The organism is Enterococcus sp. DIV0806c, from assembly GCF_051710905.1.
GTDB lineage: Bacteria > Bacillota > Bacilli > Lactobacillales > Enterococcaceae > Enterococcus_B > Enterococcus_B mundtii.
This window is the reverse complement of sequence record NZ_JBIOLO010000001.1, coordinates 224495-243413: the sequence shown is the minus strand read 5'-3', so window position 1 is coordinate 243413 and position 18919 is coordinate 224495. Positions and strand designations below refer to the sequence as shown.

Below are 18919 nucleotides of genomic sequence, written 5' to 3'. Positions count from 1 at the left end.
CACCATAATAAAAAGGATTGGAAAATCTCCAATCCTTTTTTGGTGTTTATTTTTTTACATTTCAGATTCTGGTGCTTCTACTGTCTCTTCCTCATCTGGCAATTGGTGGAACTTGATCAATTCATTGACCCCAATCGGTATAATCGACAAGATTCCTACTAAGAACCAATGATTCAAACTAATATGAACTAACCCAAATAATTCTTGCGTGAATGGTAATAAAGCGACTGCTGACGTGATAAGAAGGGAAAGAATCGCCATTTCCACTAACGATTTATTCGTTGCTAAGTTCACTTTGAAAATCGATTGACTACTACGAACATTAAAGACATGGATGATCGAAGAGTAAGCCAATACTAGAAATGCGACGGTTTGGCCAACTTCTTGACTAGCATCGACCCAAGGGCTGATCGTATCGACGAAGCTTCCTAAGTAGTAACCAAATAAAGTGACTACCGTAAATATTCCTGCATTGATGGCAATTTTCTTCATTAGACCACGAGCGAAAATCCCTTCATTTTTAGGAATTGGCGCTTCATTCATGATCCCTTCCTCTGCTGGTTCTCTTCCTAAAGCAAAACCAGGCAGTCCATCAGCGACAACGTTTACGAACAACAGTTGAACGGCTGTAAATGGTGCCCCCCAACCAACTAACATCGCAATCAATACGATAAAAATCTCAGAGATATTACAGCTTAATAAGAAATTGATCGCTTTTCGAATATTTTGATAAACAGAACGTCCTTGGCTAACGGCATCTACGATCGTAGCGAAGTTGTCATCGGTCAAAATCATGTCAGCGGCACTTTGCGCTACATCTGTACCGGTGATCCCCATCGCACAACCAACATCACTTGCTTTCAATGCTGGCGCATCGTTCACACCATCACCTGTCATTGCGACCACAGCACCTGTTCGTTGCCATGATTTGACGATTCGGATTTTATCTTCTGGGGTTACGCGAGCATAAACCGATAAATCTTTTACTCGATCATCTAATTCTTCATCAGATAACGCACGGAGTTCCGCACCTGAAAGAGCTTCGTTACTATTGGTCAAAATTCCCAATTCTTTGGCAATCGCACTGGCAGTGACGACATGGTCCCCAGTGATCATCACTGTTTTGATACCAGCTTTTTTCGCACGCTTGATAGCACCTTTACTTTCAGGACGTGGCGGATCGATCATACCGATCAAGCCAATCAAACGTAGATCTTTTTCTAAAGCTTCTGAAGTGATTTCTTGTGGTTTTTCGTCATACGTTCGATAACCTACTGCAATTACACGTAAGGCACGTTTCCCAAAACGGTCGTTGACCACTTCTGCTTGTTCAACATCTCCAGACGTAAATTTTGGTGCTAAGACATCAAATGCGCCTTTTGTGATAGAGATATACTTATCACCCATTTTATGGACAGTCGTCATCATTTTTCGATCAGAGTCGAATGGGAGTTCGTCAACCCTTGGGTATTTTTCTTCTAATTCTTCTTTTGTATGATAGTTTTCCTCAACTGCACGTACGATTGCTGCTTCCGTTGGATTACCTTTGACGATCAATTCATCGTCCTCTTTTTCAACCGTCACATCGGTACATAATGCAGCCATTTTTAAGATTTCCATGGCGCTATTTGTCATTGAATCTTCGACGTCTGTCACTTCATCTTCTTTACTCCACACGCGACGGACGCGCATCCGGTTTTGTGTCAGTGTACCGGTTTTATCCGAACAGATGACATTCGCAGTACCGAGCGTTTCAACAGCTGGCAGCTGACGAATGATCGCATGTTTTTTCGCCATTTTCTGTACACCATAAGCAAGTGTCAACGTAACGATAACAGTTAATGTTTCTGGTACTGCGGCAACAGCTAAGGAAATCGAAGTCATGAACATTTCAAGTAACGGTTCACCTTGAAGTTCACCAATCAAAAAGACTAAGGCAGCAGCAGCTAATGCAATCACACTGATTCGCTTCCCTAATTGATTCAAACGGACTTGTAGTGGTGTTTTCTGCATTGTATGGTCATTTAATAATCCGGCGATTTTTCCCATTTCGGTCTGCATACCAATCGCTGTGACGATCGCTTTCCCACGACCAGCAGCAACAGTACAACCTTTAAAGACCATGTTCAATTGGTCACCGAGAGAGTCATCTTCTTGACTTATGTAACCTGCGTCTTTTTCGACAGCCTCACTTTCACCGGTTAGAGCTGATTCTTCTACACGTAATTGTGATGTTTCAACTAAGCGAGCATCCGCAGCAATTGCTGATCCTGCTTCTAATACCAGCACATCCCCGACAACTAGATTCTCAGCATCTACTTTTTCTACTTTACCATCTCTGAGGACCGTAGCGGTTTGTTTATTCATATCTTGTAGGGATTCTAATGCTTTTTCTGCATTTCCTTCTTGAACAATCGCTAGAACTGAATTGATGATAACAATCGCAATGATCAAGAGTCCTTCGAACAGGTCTCCATGTTCAGTTGCAAATGCGGTGTAAAATGAAATGACTGCGGCAACTAACAAAACAATCGTGGTGAAATCTGAAAGACTTCGTATAAATTTTTTGAAGAGTGATTCTTTGGGGGCTTCTTCGAATTGATTTTTGCCTTGTTTTTGACTTCTTTCTTTTGCTTCAGTCATCGACAAGCCTTGATCTATATCTACTTTTGTTTCTTCTGCTATTTCTTCTATTGTTTTTTTGTAACTATCCATCCTATACCTCCTTTAAAAATCATACGTTATGTATAACGTACTATTTTAGTATAACATCTTTTTTTTAATTAATTCAACTATATCGCATATATATATGAAGAGAAATATTTTAAAATAATCGATACATATTCATTGCAAACGCTACCAAAACGTGGTATGATTTAACCATAAGGAAGGAGGAAAAGACAAATAGATAGAAGAATTTCTCGATAGAGTAGTATAAGCAAACAAAGTTGTTAGAAGTACAAGTTTCACCTTAACGAGCATGTGAAGTAACCATTATAAATAGTGAATGCGTATGACTGTTTGAAACGAAAATCGTTCAAAAAAAGAAGTAGTGGGATACGTAACAATTAAATAACATGAACATCTGAAAATTGAATAGGAACAAGAGATGATTCAACTGTTGAAGATGTAAAGAAAACAAGATTTTTTGTTTATCAAGAAGAAATTCAACACCGTACTTTGCATGTTCTATGGAAAGTTACACTAATTCTATTTATTTGTTTCCTTCCGAAGCACAAAAGCCCCGACTAATCGAGAGTCGGGGTCTTTTTTATCTTAAAAAGTTACTTCACAAACATCGCATCGCCAAAACTGAAGAAACGGTAACGTTCATCAATGGCATGTTGATAAGCTGATAATGTTAATTCTCTACCAGCAAACGCACTGACTAGCATCACTAAAGTGGATTTTGGCAAGTGGAAATTCGTAGAAAAAGCTTCAACTACTTTGAACTCATACCCTGGCGTAATAAAGATATCGGTCCAACCACTATCTGCTTTGATCTCACCATCAAATTTCGTACCAATCGTTTCTAATGTGCGGATTGAAGTCGTTCCTACTGCCACGATTTTCCCGCCATTTTGGCGAACTTGATTCAAGCGAGTAGCAGATTCTTCGGTCAAACGATAAAATTCACTGTGCATTTCATGCTCTTCGATTTTATCGACACTCACTGGACGGAAGGTTCCTAGACCGACATGAAGTGTCAAATAGACAAGCTCTACGCCTTTTGCTTTGATTTCATCTAATAATTCTGTCGTGAAATGCAAGCCAGCAGTTGGCGCAGCTGCTGAGCCATTCTCTTCTGCATAGACAGTTTGATAGCGATCTGGATCTTCTAAACGTTCTTTGATATAAGGAGGCAACGGCATTTCACCAAGTGCTTCTAGATTCTCTAAGAAAATCCCCTCATAGGCAAATTCAATGATTCGTCCACCATGATCTAGCTCTTCTTTCACAACTGCTTTTAGACGGCCGTCACCAAAAACGATCTCCGTTCCTACTTTGGCACGTTTGGCTGGTTTGATCAGTGTTTCCCACGTGTCACCTTCCGTATTGGTCAAAAGCAATACTTCTAAATGGGCACCCGTCTCTACTTTTTCACCGTATAAGCGCGCAGGCAATACGCGTGTATTATTCATCACTAACGCATCACCAGGATTTAATTCCTCAATGATTTCATGAAAATGTTTATCCATCATCTCACCTGTCTTGCGGTCAACCACAAGTAATCGGGAATGATCCCGGTCTTTTAATGGTGTTTGGGCAATCAGTTCTTCGGGTAACTCAAAATCGAAATCTTCTGTTGTTAACATATCGTCACTCACTTTCTCTGTTTGGCCCTTTTATTTTACCATTTTATGCCGACAATGCCAAAAAGCAAAAATCTTATCATTCCATTCATTTTTGATTAGTTACGTTATCTTTTCAGCTATATTTTATTTATAAATTCAAAAAACGCCTACTAGTCTAGTTATTTGTATAGTAAATAAATCATCAAATTTGTATTCCTTAGTTATTTTAGGCATACTATTATAAGAACATTCTTTATGGAAAAGAAAAGAAGAGGTGCAAATATGATCGAATTTCAGAATGTATCAAAAATTTATAAAGGTGGAAAAGTCGCGGTCGAGAACGTCAACATTTCTTTTGAAAAGGGCGAATTTATTTGTTTTATCGGTACAAGTGGTAGCGGAAAAACCACTACGATGCGGATGCTTAACCGCATGACGGACCCGACAGAAGGTCAGATTTTGATTGATGGAAAGTCGATCCAAGAAATCAACCCCGTTGAACTCCGACGACAAATCGGCTATGTGATCCAAAGTATCGGTTTGATGCCTCACATGACGATCCGAGAAAATATCACTCTTGTGCAAAAATTATTGAAGGTCAGCCAAGAAGAACGGAACAAAACAGCAGAGAAAATGATCGACTTGGTGGAGCTTCCTCGTGAAATGCTTGATCGTTACCCACATGAGTTATCTGGTGGTCAACAGCAACGTATCGGTGTCGTTCGTGCATTAGCGGCGAACCAAGACATCATTTTGATGGATGAACCTTTTGGTGCACTAGACCCTATCACAAGAGATTCCTTACAAGATTTAGTCAAGGATCTGCAAGAACGTTTAGGAAAAACGATTGTCTTCGTGACACATGATATGGATGAAGCAATCAAATTATCCAGTCGCATCGCAATCATGAGCGAAGGCAGAGTCATTCAATTTGATACCCCACAAAACATTTTACGCCACCCTGCCAATGAATTTGTCGAAGAATTGATCGGTGAAGATCGCTTGCTTCAAGCCAAACCAGATACAACAAAAGTAGGCGAAGTCATGCTGAACCAAGCCATCACGATCACACCAGAAAAATCATTGCAAGAAGCCATCAAATTGATGCGTGAAAAACGTGTCGATACGCTTTTAGTGACTGATAATTCAAATACCTTAAAAGGATTTATCGATGTTGAAACAATCGATAAAAAACGTGGCAAAGTCTCAAGTGTTGGCGATATCTTGAACAAGGATGTTTTTTATGTAAAACAATCCGCTTACTTACGTGATACCCTACAACGAATCTTAAAACGTGGCTTAAAATATGTGCCAGTAGTTGATGAACAAAATAAAGTCGTTGGTATTTTAACTCGAGCATCTCTTGTCGACATCGTCTATGACGTGATCTGGGGCGAAGAATCATCGCTTACTGATGCAATTGGTACGCCATCTGAAACAAAGGAGGTTTAACCAATGGCCGAATTTTTTCAACAACATGGCGCTGAGATCCTCTCAAAAAGTCTCGAACATCTCTATATTTCAGCAATTGCATTGGTCATCGGGATTGCCGTTGCTGTTCCTTTAGGTGTTCTTTTGACGCGTTTTCCTAAAGTCGCAACGATTGTTATTGGTCTGACCAGTGCGTTACAAACGGTCCCTTCTCTTGCCCTATTAGCACTTATGATTCCTTTATTCGGTGTCGGTAAATTGCCTGCAATCATTGCCCTATTTATCTATTCCCTTTTACCTATTTTAAGAAATACCTATATTGGGATGAAAAATGTGGATTGGAATTACCGCGATGTCGCAAAAGGCATGGGGATGACAAATATCCAATCGATTTTTTCTGTCGAATTGCCGATCGCTATGCCGACGATAATGGCAGGTATTCGGTTAGCAGCAGTCTATGTGATTGCATGGGCAACCCTTGCCTCTTACATCGGCGCAGGCGGACTAGGCGATTTGATTTTTAGCGGTTTGAATAATTATCAACCCGATTTGATTTTCGCTGGAACGATCCCTGTAACGATCTTAGCATTGCTTGCAGATTTCTTATTAGGACTATTGGAGAATCGGTTAACTCCGATCGCATTGAGGGAGGAGAATGACGAATGAAACGAATCAGAAATAGTGTCGTTCTCGTATTGACCGTCTTATTACTTGCAAGTTGCTCCTTCCCAGGATTGGCAAGTAATACGGATGAAGATACGATTTCTATCACCGGTGGGATCACTTCTGAAGCTCAGATCATTGCCAGTATCGTTGCTGGGATGGTTGAACACTATACGGAAAAAAATACGACGATCATCAATAACTTAGCAACGACGACGATCAATCATCAAGCGATGATGAACGGCGACGCGTCTATTTCTGCCGCTCGCTATACAGGGACAGATTTGACTACTACCCTTAATTTACCGCCTGAGAAAGATCCTGAAAAAGCATTTGATATCGTAAAACGTGAATTTGAAAAAAGGTATGATCAAACTTGGTTTCCTTCTTATGGATTCGAGAACACCTACGTTTTTCTTGTTCGCAAAGATACTGCGGAAAAATACAATTTAAAGAAAGTCAGTGACTTGAAAAATGTCGCCGATGAACTTGTCGCTGGAGTGGATACTTCCTGGATCAATCGTAAAGGAGATGGCTATGACGGCTTCAAAGAAACATATGGCTTTTCATTTGATTCCATCTTGCCTATGCAGATCGGTCTAGTCTATGACGCTGTAGAAGCTGGGAGAATGGATATCGTTTTAGGTTATTCGACAGACGGACGTATTGCTAGTTATGATCTAGTCATGCTAGAAGATGACTTGAGTTTTTTCCCACCTTATGACGCTGCACCGGTTGTAGATAATCAACTATTAAAAGATACGCCGGGTTTAGCAGAAGCATTAACAAAATTAAGTAATACGATCAGCACTGAAAAAATGCAACAATTGAACTATGAAGCAGACAATAATTTGGTTGAGCCTTCTGTCGTCGCAGAGCGCTTTTTAAAAGAAAACCAATACTTTGGAGGGGAGTGACGATAATGGAAAACATGAATTGGCTTGAACAATTTATTTATTATTTTCAAGAGAATGGTACGTATGTCTTTTCACAGTTCCTACGTCACTTTCTCATTTCGATCTATGGTGTACTTTTTGCAGCAATCGTCGGTATCCCCGTTGGTATTCTTATTTCACGAAAACGTAAGTTAGCCAATTGGGTGATCCGTTTTGCAAATATCATCCAAACGATTCCTTCTTTAGCAATGATTTCGATTTTGATGATTGGTTTAGGTTTAGGGGTCAATGTCGTGATCGTCACGGTGTTCTTGTATTCGCTATTGCCGATCATCAAGAACACGTACACTGGGATGATCCAAGTCGACAAAAATATCCTTGATGTCGGTAAAGGGATGGGGATGACAGCCAGCCAACGTCTCTTTATGGTGGAACTACCGCTGTCTGTGTCAGTCATTATGGCAGGCATTAGAAATGCTTTGGTCGTTGCCATCGGGATCACCGCCATCGGTGCCTTCGTCGGAGCTGGCGGATTAGGAGACATCATCATTCGTGGGACCAATGCCACAGATGGTACGTCAATCATCTTAGCTGGAGCCTTGCCAACAGCCTTCATGGCAATCATCACCGACTGGGTCTTAGGGATCATCGAACGCCGTTTAGACCCTGCGGCAAAGCATTCAAGATGACGAACATAGAGAATCCATATTGAACCCAATGGATTTCTATTTTTAAATAGTTGAAAACACCACCAGTTCAAGAAATAAATTCTTGATTTGGTGGTGTTTTTTTATTTAAAATTCAGATAGATAGTCATTGACTGAATCTTCTGGTATGTACAGTTCTACATAAACTATAAATAAATGAGTTGCTACTTACTCTGACAATAATGACGAAAAATCAAACACCATATCAATGATTTGCGCCACTTCACCTAATTCAGCCAGAGTGGCTTTCTCTACGAAGCGTATATTTCTCTGCTTTTCCATAAAATCAAATGTTTTGATTTGAAAAGGATTGATATATCCTTGTAGTTTATGCCTCTTATCTAATGCAATATGGTTTTTATATTTCGTATCAGTAATTGGACAAACCGCACACATTCCTGTTACTGCATTATAATGGTTCGCACTGACAACAATTGCAGGTCTTCTTTTTTTAATCTCTCTACCTATACTGGGATTGCAATTAATAATCACAAAATCGCCTTGTTTAGGCCGTATAGCCATTAATAGTATATGCCATTAAATAATTTCCTTTCCTACCAGTGAATCCTCAGGAAAACCAGCACTTGCATCAATTGTTTCATCATTTTCAAATGCTTCATCAAAAATATTTTTTTTCTTTTTTATAAACGTGATTGTATCGTCTTCTCCCTTAACAGCAATATACTCAACATTTTCTTCTATGCCAAATTTAGTAGGTACAGTTAAAACAATCGCATTACCTTGTTTCCTAGTCTTCATAATCTTCGCCCTCCATTCTATCTATTATCATCATAATATAAATACAACGTGAATACATTTTTCGTAAAATTGAATACCCAACCCAATTTCACATAACTATAAAAAAGGGAGTGGAACATCAATTCTCTACCCCCGCCTAAAATCGAATAAACGGCGGGAACAGAAGTAACCTCTTCGGAAATAAGGCGCCATCCACAAAAATTTGAAGAACAATTTTCGTGGATGGCGCCTTATTTCTCGAGGCTGAACACTTCTGTCCCGACCTCTAAAATTGATACTCACTATCATGTAATTATTTTTTCAAATGATAACTATACGTACTTACGACGATATTTTCACGCCAAGAAAGACGTAAACGCAATCTCAGACTCGTCTGATTATGCAAGATATTCTGCCATCTGCGATTTGGTACAAACTGTGGAATCAATACGGTCGTCGTATAATTTTGTTTTGCAGCATTCTTGCTGACTATATCCACATAACGCAAAATCGGATTTTGGATCGACCGATAAGAAGAATGGACGATTGAAAGACGCACATCTGGAAAATGCTTTTTAAATTCTGCTTGGATCTCTTTTTCCTTTTCGATATCCTCATCTAATGAAACGTGCATAGCAACAACATAATCACCGATCGAACGCGCATAATTCAACGCTCCGGTATTTACCCGCGTAACGTTCCCTACAAGTACCAAAACCGTATTTCCTTCATACTCGTGTAAGTTTACTTCGTCTTCTAATCGAAGTTGTTCTGCTACTTTTTTATAATGATCATGGATTTTATAGAAGACGAACATGACGATTGGCATGATGATGAAGAACGGCCAAATATCACCTAAGCGGTAAACAAATAAAATTGCGATGATGGCATAAGAGATAAATGCACCCGTAATATTCGCAATTGATTTCGTCCACCACTTTTTGCCTTCTTTTTTCCATTTGATGACCATTCCTGTTTGCGATAATGCAAAGGGGATAAATACACCAATGGAATACAGTGGAATCAATCGTTCAGTAGAGCCATTGAAAATAAACAATAGCACAATCGACCCTAATGCAAGCGTGATGATCCCATTTGAGTACCCTAAACGATCACCACGATCTTGGTACATATGAGGCATGAATTTATCTTTTGCTAAGTTATACGCTAATACTGGAAAGGCAGAAAACCCTGTATTTGCTGCCACTGCCAAAATCAAGGCTGTCGCAAATTGCAAGATATAATACAAGATCCCATGTCCAAAAACAGCTTGTCCGATTTGGGAAAGAACAGTTACTTCTTTTTCAGGAACAATTCCATACCAATAGTTGATAAACGTGATCCCTACAAAAAAGAACCCTAAGATCAATGCCATCATCGTCAAGGTCATCGCTGCGTTTTTTGCCCGTGGCTTTTTGAAGAACGGTACCGCATTACTGATTGCCTCTACACCAGTCAATGAAGAAGAACCAGAAGAAAAAGCCCGTAAGATCAATGCGACGGAAACCCCAGGGACAACTGCACCAGGCAGTGCTGTTGCTTGTAATGGTACTGCCCCAGTCACGATATTAAACAAACCAACGACAATCAATAAGGAGATGACGAGAATAAATGTATAGACTGGGAATAGTAAAAACGAAGCTGACTCTCTCAGTCCACGTAAGTTCAACATCATCAACAAGAGGACGATAGTCACTGAAATCGCTACTTGATGCCCATATAGAGCTGGTATAGCAGAAGTAATCGCCTCTGCACCGGCTGAGACGGAAACCGCAACAGTCAGCATATAATCGATCAATAAAGACCCGCCCGAAATCAGTCCAGCATTTTTACCGAGGTTCTCACTACTAACAACGTAAGCCCCACCCCCGTGTGGATAAGCGTGAATGATCTGCCGATAAGAAAGAGTTAATGAAATCAATAAAATAATAACAAATGCAGCAATTGGCAATGAATACCAGATCGCAGCAGCAGACAACGCCACTAATACCACAACGATTTGTTCTGTTCCGTACGCAATCGATGACAACGCATCGGAAGATAGTAGTGCTAACGCAGCAAACCTTGTTAATTTATGCTCGTCGTTTTCCGCCGACTTCAACGGCTTCCCTACTAACAACCTTTTTAAGTAATCCAATTTCTATGCTCCTTTACACACCTTTTCCCCTACGAATTACAGGTGTCATTTTTTATAGTAAACAAGATGTTATAGTACGCCCTTGACCTTTAAATGTCAACAAAATTCGGGAAAAATATCGATAGAAAATCCCCATATTTTTTTAATTCATTTTTAGAGTGATTTCCATGATTAAACCACTTGCTTTCTCTGGTACAGAAAAAAGACGAGCTTAGGAAAATAACGTTATCCTAAGCTCGTCTTCACTTAAAAACAGAGTCTTAAAATCTTTACGAGAAACGAATAGATGGTATCACGTTTCTAGTGGAAGATTCGACTTTCATGCGCAGCTTCTTTGAATTTCTTCATTTTTTCACTCACAAATGGATACGACACTGTACCAACGATCCCTACGACAATAAATATGCCGACTAATATCAAAATCGCATGTAGGGCATTTGGCCAATAGATACCACCAGCTGATTCACGTAAGAGGTTGACTGCATGAGTAAATGGCAAGAAAGGATTGATCATTTGGAAAAATTTCCCTGAAACTTGAATTGGATAGTTCCCACCACCACCAGATATGGACAAGACAAGAATAATGATGGCTATCCCTTTGCCGACATTGTCAAACAGCGCTGCTAAAACATAGACGATCATCATAAATGACAAAGCAATCAAAACAGCAAACAGTACGCTGTAGACTGGATTCACTACATACACACCAAGCAAGAACATGTTCCCTAAAGTAACGATCAAGCTTTGAGCGATCGCCATCGTCAAGAAGGTCAACATGCGGGCGCCAAACTGTTCCCGTTTTGTATAGTTTTTACGCGCTTTTTTATCTAAATAATAATCTGTTGTAGCGACACTTGAAAGTAAGACCGCACCTACCCACAAACATAGCGCAGTATAGAACGGTGTACTTGCTGATCCATTATTAGGGATTGGATACAACGAATTAGTTTGTAGTTCCACAGGCATCGTAAAGAATTCACTTTCCTTTGTCGCATCTAATTTCAAGAGTTTGATGACTTCCCCAAGATCAACCTCTTCTTCTCCTTTACGGATCGCATCTGCGGCTTTTTGGATACCAGCTTTGATGTTTGGCCAGTCATTCGTGATCAAGTCTGCCGCAGCATTCACCGCTGTTTCGACTTCTGGCATTTTATCGTTGACGGTGGTCATTGTGGTATTGATTTCATTTTTGATCGTTGGCCAATCATTTTGGATAAAATCAGCAGCTAAACCAAGTTTCTCTTCTAATACAGGTAAGTCGTTATTGTATAGGTCAGCTCCCTTATTGATTCCAGTTACGATCGTTTCCATATTACCGTTTAGCATCGTATTTGCATCATGGACCTCTTGACCGATTGCAGGCATTTCTTTTTGATATTTCTCTAAGATCGCCACCGCATTTGTTACGGTTGCTTTGGTTGAATTTAATAGCGAATCAAAGTCGATTTGATCTGCTTTACTCAACGCACCTTGCGCCGTACTGATCGTATCGATCACTTGAGTCAAGATCGATTCAACGGTGGTGTTGACTTCATCAACATTGATACTACTGATCAATCCGTTGACAGAATTAGCAGCAGTTTGTACTTCTTCTAAAAGGCTAGTAACTTGAGAAATATCTCCTGCCTGAACAGCTTCATTTAATCGTGTTAATCGGTTTTGTAAATCAGTTAATACTGGTTTGACACTTTTCAATGTATCAATAATAGGTTGTAGTTTTGTATTACCAGCGTTGGCTTGTAAATCTTCCAAAAATGAAATCAACTTGTCAGTTGCTTGTTGTTGCTCATTAATACCGTTGATAAAATTAGTTAACAAGTTATTGATATTTTCTTTTTCCTCAGCTGTCAATTGCCCATCTTCGACAGCATTTTCGATTGTTTTCGCTAATGAACCTGTTGTGGTCGCTACTTGCCCAATCGAATCTAACGTCGTCTTCACGCTTGTCGTGATACCTGGTACGGCTTCTTTTAATTGTTCAGCGCCCGTTTTGGTATCCGCTGCGAGATTCTTCGCTTGTGATTCTAAATTTTTCACATCAGGTAAGATGTCTTGGACTTGTTGGATGATGGTCAATCCTTGTTTTGCTTCCTCGATTCCTTGATTCATCGTTTCTTCGATTGATGAAAAATCGTTGTCGATTTCAGCAATTTGTCGTCCAGCATCTTGGATCTCTGGGATTTTTTGTTGAAGGTCAAGAATGATTTTGGCTTGTTCCTTTAATTCTGGCATTTTATCGTTCAATTCAACGACCTTTTGTCCCATCTCATCCACTTCTGGGAGATAATCAACAAATTCATTTGCTTTCGCTAATTTGTCTTTGATATCTGGTAGTTGTTTTTGTAGATCAAGTACTTGTTGGGTATAGCCATCGATCGTATCCAAGTTTTCATCTGTTGATAGAATCATTGATTTTACTTTATTGATACTTACCAGGTTTGTATCAATATCGTACCCAATTTCATTAAAGACTTTTAGTAAAGTTTCGCTCGCCGTTCGAATAAATTCACTGGAGATTTGTGATTGGATCGTAGATGCACCTTTATCTGTGATTTTTGGTGCAATGGCATTGATTTTTTCATTGACTGTATATTCAATTTCCGGCTTTTTGATATCACCACTCGTAAAGCTTAATAAATCCTCCGAGAAATTCTCTGGCAAATAGATACCAGCATAATATTCCCCAGACCGTACACCGTCTTCTAATTCTTTTTTAGAGTCAACGAACTGCCAACCTAAATCTTTATTTTCATGTAATGATTTTAGTACTTCTTTTCCGATAGCGACTTCTTGTCCTTCAAACTCAGCCGGCTTGTCTGCACTATAAACAGCAATCGGTAATTCCCCTGTATTACCATAAGGGTCCCATAATGCTTTGATATTGAACCAAGCATATAATGAAGGAATGATCATAATTGCGATGATCAAAAGAGTCGCAACAGGATTTTTAAAAATTCGTTTCCAATCAAGTAAATATAAGTTTATTGTATTTTTTATTGATTTCATATTCATCACCTTTTTTTGTTTCAGCTGCATCACTTTATCATGAAAACCATACGATTTTCAATCCTATTTTCAATCAAGCAACTAATTTTTTGACAGTTAAATCAAACTGTCCGAATATTGTCATCTTTTGCTTAACAAATAATTAATCTTCTTTTATTCGCTAGTCCACTACCAAATGTAGCATCCCGAGAATTTTTTATGTGTAGTCAAATAAATCTGTTATAAAAAGCTTACCATAGTTTCTAAAAAAATGTCTAAATTGGTTACTCATAAAATTATAATCTTATTTTCAATATATATACGTCGTTATTTTATAAACTAAATCTCCCAATAGAACTGGAAAATCCGGCAAAACCGAACCACACAAACAAAAAAAGGCACGACAGCCAGAGGTCGGGATCGAAGTGTTTAGCTTCGAGAAATAAGGCACCATCCACGAAAATTGTTTTTCAAATTTTTGTGGATGGCGCCTTATTTTCGAAGAGGTTACTTCTATTCCCGCCGTTTATTCGGTTTTAGGTGGTGCGATGGGACGAATATCCCAGACCGTTGAAGTTCCTCTTTTTTTGTTGTTGCCAAGCGCTGAATCGCGCAATGATTGACTAAACACACGGTGCTATTTTTTATGTATAAACGTGCTGTTTTTGTCTTTTATTTTGACACTGGGACAAGCGCTTCGATACCAACACTGATTTTCAATGCACGATCGACATCTAACATGATCGATCGTTCTAAATGACAGACTTTTTCTTTTAATCTGGACTTATCAATCGTTCTGATTTGTTCAAGTAAAATGACTGAGTCTCTTTCGATCCCTGTTCCGGTCGCTTTGATTCCTATATGTGTGGGCAATTTAGGTTTCGCCATTTTCGCAGTAATTGCTGCTACGATGACCGTTGGACTAAAATGATTACCTAAATTGTTCTGAATCACTAAGACCGGTCTTGTCCCACCTTGTTCTGATCCTACCACCGGAGAAAGATCAGCAAAATAAATATCTCCTCTTTTTACCATACGCCTCTCCTCACTCTTGATATTCTCTAGGTATACGGGGCCCTAGCACACATGCGACTTCGTAATGGATCGTACCCAATTGATCTGCTACATCTTGCATTGTGATTTTAGCCTGTTGATTTTTCCCGATCAACGTAACTTTAGTTCCTACTGGCATTTGATAGGGCAGACGGATCATCAATTGATCCATGCATACACGACCAATGATCTCACAATAATTTCCCTCCACTAATAATGAGAAACCTTGCATTTTCCGTAACCAACCATCTGCGTAACCGATTGGTACAGTTCCGATCCATTCTGAAGCTGAAGTCGTATAGGTTTTTCCATAACCTACACCTTCTCCTGCTGACAACTCTTTCACTTGGATCAATTCAGATACAAGTTCAAGCGCTGGTTGTAGGGGATACACTTCCGCTAACGCGTGACCGGATGGATTCAAGCCATACATTGCTACCCCATAGCGGATCATATTGCCTATAGCTTTTTCGTGCCATAATGCAGTGGCACTATTACTGCTGTGGATATATCTTGGTAAAGTAGGTAGACTTTCGATGATCTCACTGAATTTTTGGTTCTGCTGTTCCCAATAGGTGGTATCTGCTTGATCTGCTGTAGAAAAATGAGTATAGATCCCTTCCCATTCTAAATTGGGACTATCTTGGATGATTTCCACTGCCTCATTCACTTCTGCACTATTGAGAAAGCCAATTCTTCCCATTCCGGTATCGACTTTCAAATGCAATTTCAATAAATATTCTAGATGTCGTTCTGCTATATAAGTAGCCGCAGCTTCCAACCATTCTTTTGTTCCCGCAGTAATGGATAGATCGTGGATGACTGCAAGTGTCAACGCATCGATCGGAACCATATTCAATACAAGAATAGGTTGTGTGAAACCTGCCTCTCTCAGCTCGATTCCCTCATCTAAAGTAGCTACGCAAAAACCAGAAGCTCCACCTTTTTTTGCAGCTTCTGCTGTTTCGATTGCTCCATGACCATAACCATCTGCTTTGACAACAGCAAACAATTCTTTCCCATTCAATCGAGCTATTTCATTTGCTACATTTTCTGTAATTGCCTGTTTATGTACAATTGCTTTTGTCGGACGATGCCAAGCAATAACCATTGTTCTTCCTTCTTTCTAGTCTTCTAAAATAATCTGTGCAAAAGCTAACTCGTCTGTATGTGTGATGCTGACCCAGACTGCTCCTTCATGTGGAGATTTCGTTACAATTGGTTGTCCTGATCCATTTTTTAAAATTTCGATCTCTTGAAAGGTAACTTTACCGATCCCTGTTCCCCAAGCCTTTGAAAAAGCTTCTTTACATGCATAACGACCGCCTAAAAACTCAACCTGACGATGAAATGGCAGCAAACGAAACATTTCGATTTCACTTGGTGTCAGTACACGATCAATAAAGTTTTGCTTTTCTTTAATGATCTTAGCAATCCTCGACAGTTCAACTGCATCAATCCCAATCCCTTTTATCATACACGATTCTCTTTTCAAAAAATTTTAGAACACTCTAATTCTACCAAATTTTAGACAATTTACCACCAATAAGTCTAGAAATAACAAAAATGAAAGTTGTTTCCTAGTGAAAAACCACTTCTTCATTTTCTCCAATAAAAAACCATTGAGAATTGATTGCTAAAAATCTCTGACGCAAAGAAAACAGTTCAAGTCACTTCATTGCTTTTTTTACGAACGTTTTTCAAAAAAATAAGACGTACAATTCGAAAAACAGCTGATATATAAATCATTTTCCGCATTGTTTGTTTATAAAATGATTTTATTGGTATTAATTCTAATTTACCATGGATCACGCATAAAAAAAGAAATTATTTTTACTTAATAAACAAAAAAAACAAAAATTTGTTGCTATATCCTTAAAAAGCTAAATATTTTATTTTTTTAAATAACATTTTTGTTAAAGTTATCTAAATTACCTGCTAAAAGGAGGAACTACGTTAAATTTATACTTAATACTCTTAGACTTCCCATTATTAGTAGATTTTTACCCTATGATCTCTACTTCTTTATGTAATGAAAGAGAGAGTATGTTTGTTTTTTTATTATCTATCAATTCCAAATAAACAATACAAAATAAGCCCGTCAAGGCCAAAAATAGGTAAGCTATTTTTGGATCTGACGGGCTTATTCGGATGGTCCTTCTGAGACCACCCCTTTACATGTGGATTAGTCGTTGTTCGTGCGGATCACGAAACCACGTTTTTTGTCGTTTGTGCGTTTTCCACCATTGTCTTTTTGTTTGTTATGGTTTTTGCTGTAGCTACCGCTACCTTTTGAATTTTTGTTGCCGCGGTAGTTGCCATTATCACGACGATTACGGCTGTTTCCGCCGCCACTTCCGCCACCACGTTTACCATTTTTGTTGTAGCCTTTTTTCTGCATTGGCAATGGACGTTCTGGTGTGATTTTTACTGGTGTTGCATCTGATGGATCTTTGGCTGTTGTTTTCAACAATAAAGCGACTAAATCTTGAGCAGAGTATTCTTCCAATAATTTATCCGCAGTTTGCAGATATTTATCTAAGCCATTCTCTTCAAGTTTTTCTTCGATTTGTTCAATAGCAGCGCCTAGTTGTCCTTTGAATGCTTCTTTTTCAGTCGGTGGACGTAAAGTTGTCATACGTTTTTTCGTTAAGTTTTCAATAACATGTAAGTAACCCATTTCGTTTGGTGTAACGAAAGTTACTGACATACCACCTTTACCTGCACGACCAGTACGACCGATACGGTGAACATAGCTTTCTGGATCTTGTGGGATATCATAGTTGTATACATGAGTAACTCCTGAGATATCTAAACCACGTGCAGCTACGTCTGTAGCAACTAAAATATCTAAATGACCACTCTTGAATGAACGTAATACGCTCATACGTTTTTGTTGGGAAAGGTCGCCATGGATACCTTCTGCACGATAGCCACGAGCTTCTAAGCCACGAGCTAATTCATCTACACGACGTTTTGTACGTCCGAAGACGATCGTTAATTCTGGTGATTGTACATCGAGCAAGCGAGTCATCACATCGAATTTTTCGTATTCTTTTGCGCGTACATAGTATTGATCGATCAAATCAGCAGTCATTTCTTTGGTTTTGATTTTCACGTGTGTTGGATCTTTCATGAATTTCACACCGATGTTTTTGATTGCTGGTGGCATTGTTGCTGAGAACAATAGTGTTTGACGTTGGTCTGGTACTTTAGAGATAATACTTTCGATATCTTCTAAGAAGCCCATGTTCAACATTTCGTCTGCTTCATCTAATACTAATGTTTCAACTGTTCCAAGTTTCAATGTGTGACGGTTGATATGGTCTAACATACGACCCGGTGTACCAACGACGATATGTGGACGGTCTTTCAATCCACGGATTTGGCGGCCGATATCGGCGCCACCATAGACAGCTTGGACACGGACACGTTTGTCACGTCCTAAACGATAAAGTTCTTCTTGTGTTTGGATCGCTAATTCACGTGTTGGTGCAATAACCAATCCTTGTAGTTCTTGACGATTTGCATCGATTTTCTCTAACATCGGTAAGCCAAACGCAGCAGTTTTACCTGTTCCTGTTTGTGCTTGTCCAATCACATCTTTACCTTGTAAAGCAAGTGGGATCGTTTCTGATTGGATCGGTGTCGCTTCTTCAAATCCTGCACGTTCTACTGATTTTAATAATTCTGGTGATAATTCTAGTTCTTTAAATTTCAAATGAATCCTCCTATATGGTTGTTAACTGAGGATGTAGCTATAGTTTGCTACCCCGTCTTTTGTTCGGTCAAAGTGTCTGTTGCTTTTTTGACAGTGGCCACGCACGTTTCCCATCCATTCTTAGCCCCTGTGGCACCACCGAAAAATCACTTTGCGAAGTTTAGGCATTAGAAAAGCCAAACGGGTCGCGTTCAGCTTTATCATTGTTATGACATCTGGCTTTCGCATTTCATCATCAAGCCAGTCCAATTTCTCTTCATCTTTCGGCAATAGGTTATTCTAGCATAATTTAT

General features: G+C 39.2%; 14 protein-coding genes. 4 read left to right on the top strand and 10 right to left on the bottom strand.

Features of this window, described 5'->3' with window-relative positions; genetic code table 11:
- Positions 1-54: 54 nt before the first annotated feature.
- Together IGK77_RS01180 and queA are read right to left on the bottom strand one after the other, a co-directional pair.
- Complete coding sequence (locus IGK77_RS01180) at positions 55-2715, bottom strand: calcium-translocating P-type ATPase, PMCA-type (RefSeq protein ID WP_071866128.1); 2661 nt, start codon at positions 2713-2715, stop codon at positions 55-57.
- 569 nt (positions 2716-3284) lie between these two features.
- Entirely contained in the window at positions 3285-4316 is a 1032-nt protein-coding gene (gene queA / locus IGK77_RS01175; RefSeq protein ID WP_074799596.1) for a tRNA preQ1(34) S-adenosylmethionine ribosyltransferase-isomerase QueA, read from the bottom strand.
- A 261-nt stretch (positions 4317-4577) separates the two neighbouring features.
- Here queA and IGK77_RS01170 point away from each other — a divergent pair, with 261 nt between their 5' ends.
- From IGK77_RS01170 to IGK77_RS01155, 4 genes are read left to right on the top strand one after another with little or no spacing between them, the layout of a single operon-like run.
- On the top strand, positions 4578-5747 hold the full coding sequence (locus IGK77_RS01170; protein ID WP_071866126.1) for a betaine/proline/choline family ABC transporter ATP-binding protein: 1170 nt from the start codon (positions 4578-4580) through the stop codon (positions 5745-5747).
- A 3-nt stretch (positions 5748-5750) separates the two neighbouring features.
- Positions 5751-6392, top strand: coding sequence for an ABC transporter permease (locus IGK77_RS01165; RefSeq protein ID WP_010736596.1), 642 nt, complete (start codon positions 5751-5753; stop codon positions 6390-6392).
- Positions 6389-7306: an osmoprotectant ABC transporter substrate-binding protein gene (locus IGK77_RS01160; protein ID WP_023518952.1), complete on the top strand. Its 918-nt coding sequence runs from the start codon at positions 6389-6391 to the stop codon at positions 7304-7306. Before IGK77_RS01165 ends, IGK77_RS01160 begins: the two co-directional genes overlap by 4 nt.
- A gap of 5 nt (positions 7307-7311) precedes the next feature.
- On the top strand, positions 7312-7974 hold the full coding sequence (locus IGK77_RS01155; protein ID WP_019722425.1) for an ABC transporter permease: 663 nt from the start codon (positions 7312-7314) through the stop codon (positions 7972-7974).
- A gap of 186 nt (positions 7975-8160) precedes the next feature.
- On the opposite strand, the gene IGK77_RS01150 is transcribed toward IGK77_RS01155, so the two are convergent.
- The 8 genes from IGK77_RS01150 to cshA form a co-directional block, all read right to left on the bottom strand.
- Entirely contained in the window at positions 8161-8514 is a 354-nt protein-coding gene (locus IGK77_RS01150; protein ID WP_071866125.1) for a type II toxin-antitoxin system PemK/MazF family toxin, read from the bottom strand.
- Between the two features lie 15 nt (positions 8515-8529).
- Positions 8530-8751: a type II toxin-antitoxin system PemI/MazE family antitoxin gene (gene mazE, locus IGK77_RS01145; protein ID WP_065096903.1), complete on the bottom strand. Its 222-nt coding sequence runs from the start codon at positions 8749-8751 to the stop codon at positions 8530-8532.
- A gap of 292 nt (positions 8752-9043) precedes the next feature.
- Positions 9044-10867: an APC family permease gene (locus IGK77_RS01140; RefSeq protein ID WP_010736602.1), complete on the bottom strand. Its 1824-nt coding sequence runs from the start codon at positions 10865-10867 to the stop codon at positions 9044-9046.
- A 300-nt stretch (positions 10868-11167) separates the two neighbouring features.
- A complete protein-coding gene (locus IGK77_RS01135) occupies positions 11168-13873 on the bottom strand; it encodes a YhgE/Pip domain-containing protein (protein ID WP_074799595.1) in 2706 nt (901 codons plus the stop codon).
- Between the two features lie 651 nt (positions 13874-14524).
- Positions 14525-14887: a type II toxin-antitoxin system PemK/MazF family toxin gene (locus tag IGK77_RS01130; RefSeq protein ID WP_019722700.1), complete on the bottom strand. Its 363-nt coding sequence runs from the start codon at positions 14885-14887 to the stop codon at positions 14525-14527.
- A gap of 10 nt (positions 14888-14897) precedes the next feature.
- Positions 14898-16016, bottom strand: a complete 1119-nt coding sequence (alr, locus tag IGK77_RS01125; RefSeq protein WP_071866123.1) for an alanine racemase — start codon at positions 16014-16016, stop codon at positions 14898-14900.
- Positions 16017-16031: 15 nt separating this feature from the next.
- Positions 16032-16382: a holo-ACP synthase gene (acpS, locus tag IGK77_RS01120; RefSeq protein ID WP_010736606.1), complete on the bottom strand. Its 351-nt coding sequence runs from the start codon at positions 16380-16382 to the stop codon at positions 16032-16034.
- Between the two features lie 708 nt (positions 16383-17090).
- The gene (gene cshA, locus IGK77_RS01115) at positions 17091-18626 is read right to left on the bottom strand and encodes a degradosome RNA helicase CshA (RefSeq protein WP_074799594.1); all 1536 of its coding nucleotides are present in this window, start codon (positions 18624-18626) and stop codon (positions 17091-17093) included.
- Between the last annotated feature and the right edge of the window lie 293 nt (positions 18627-18919).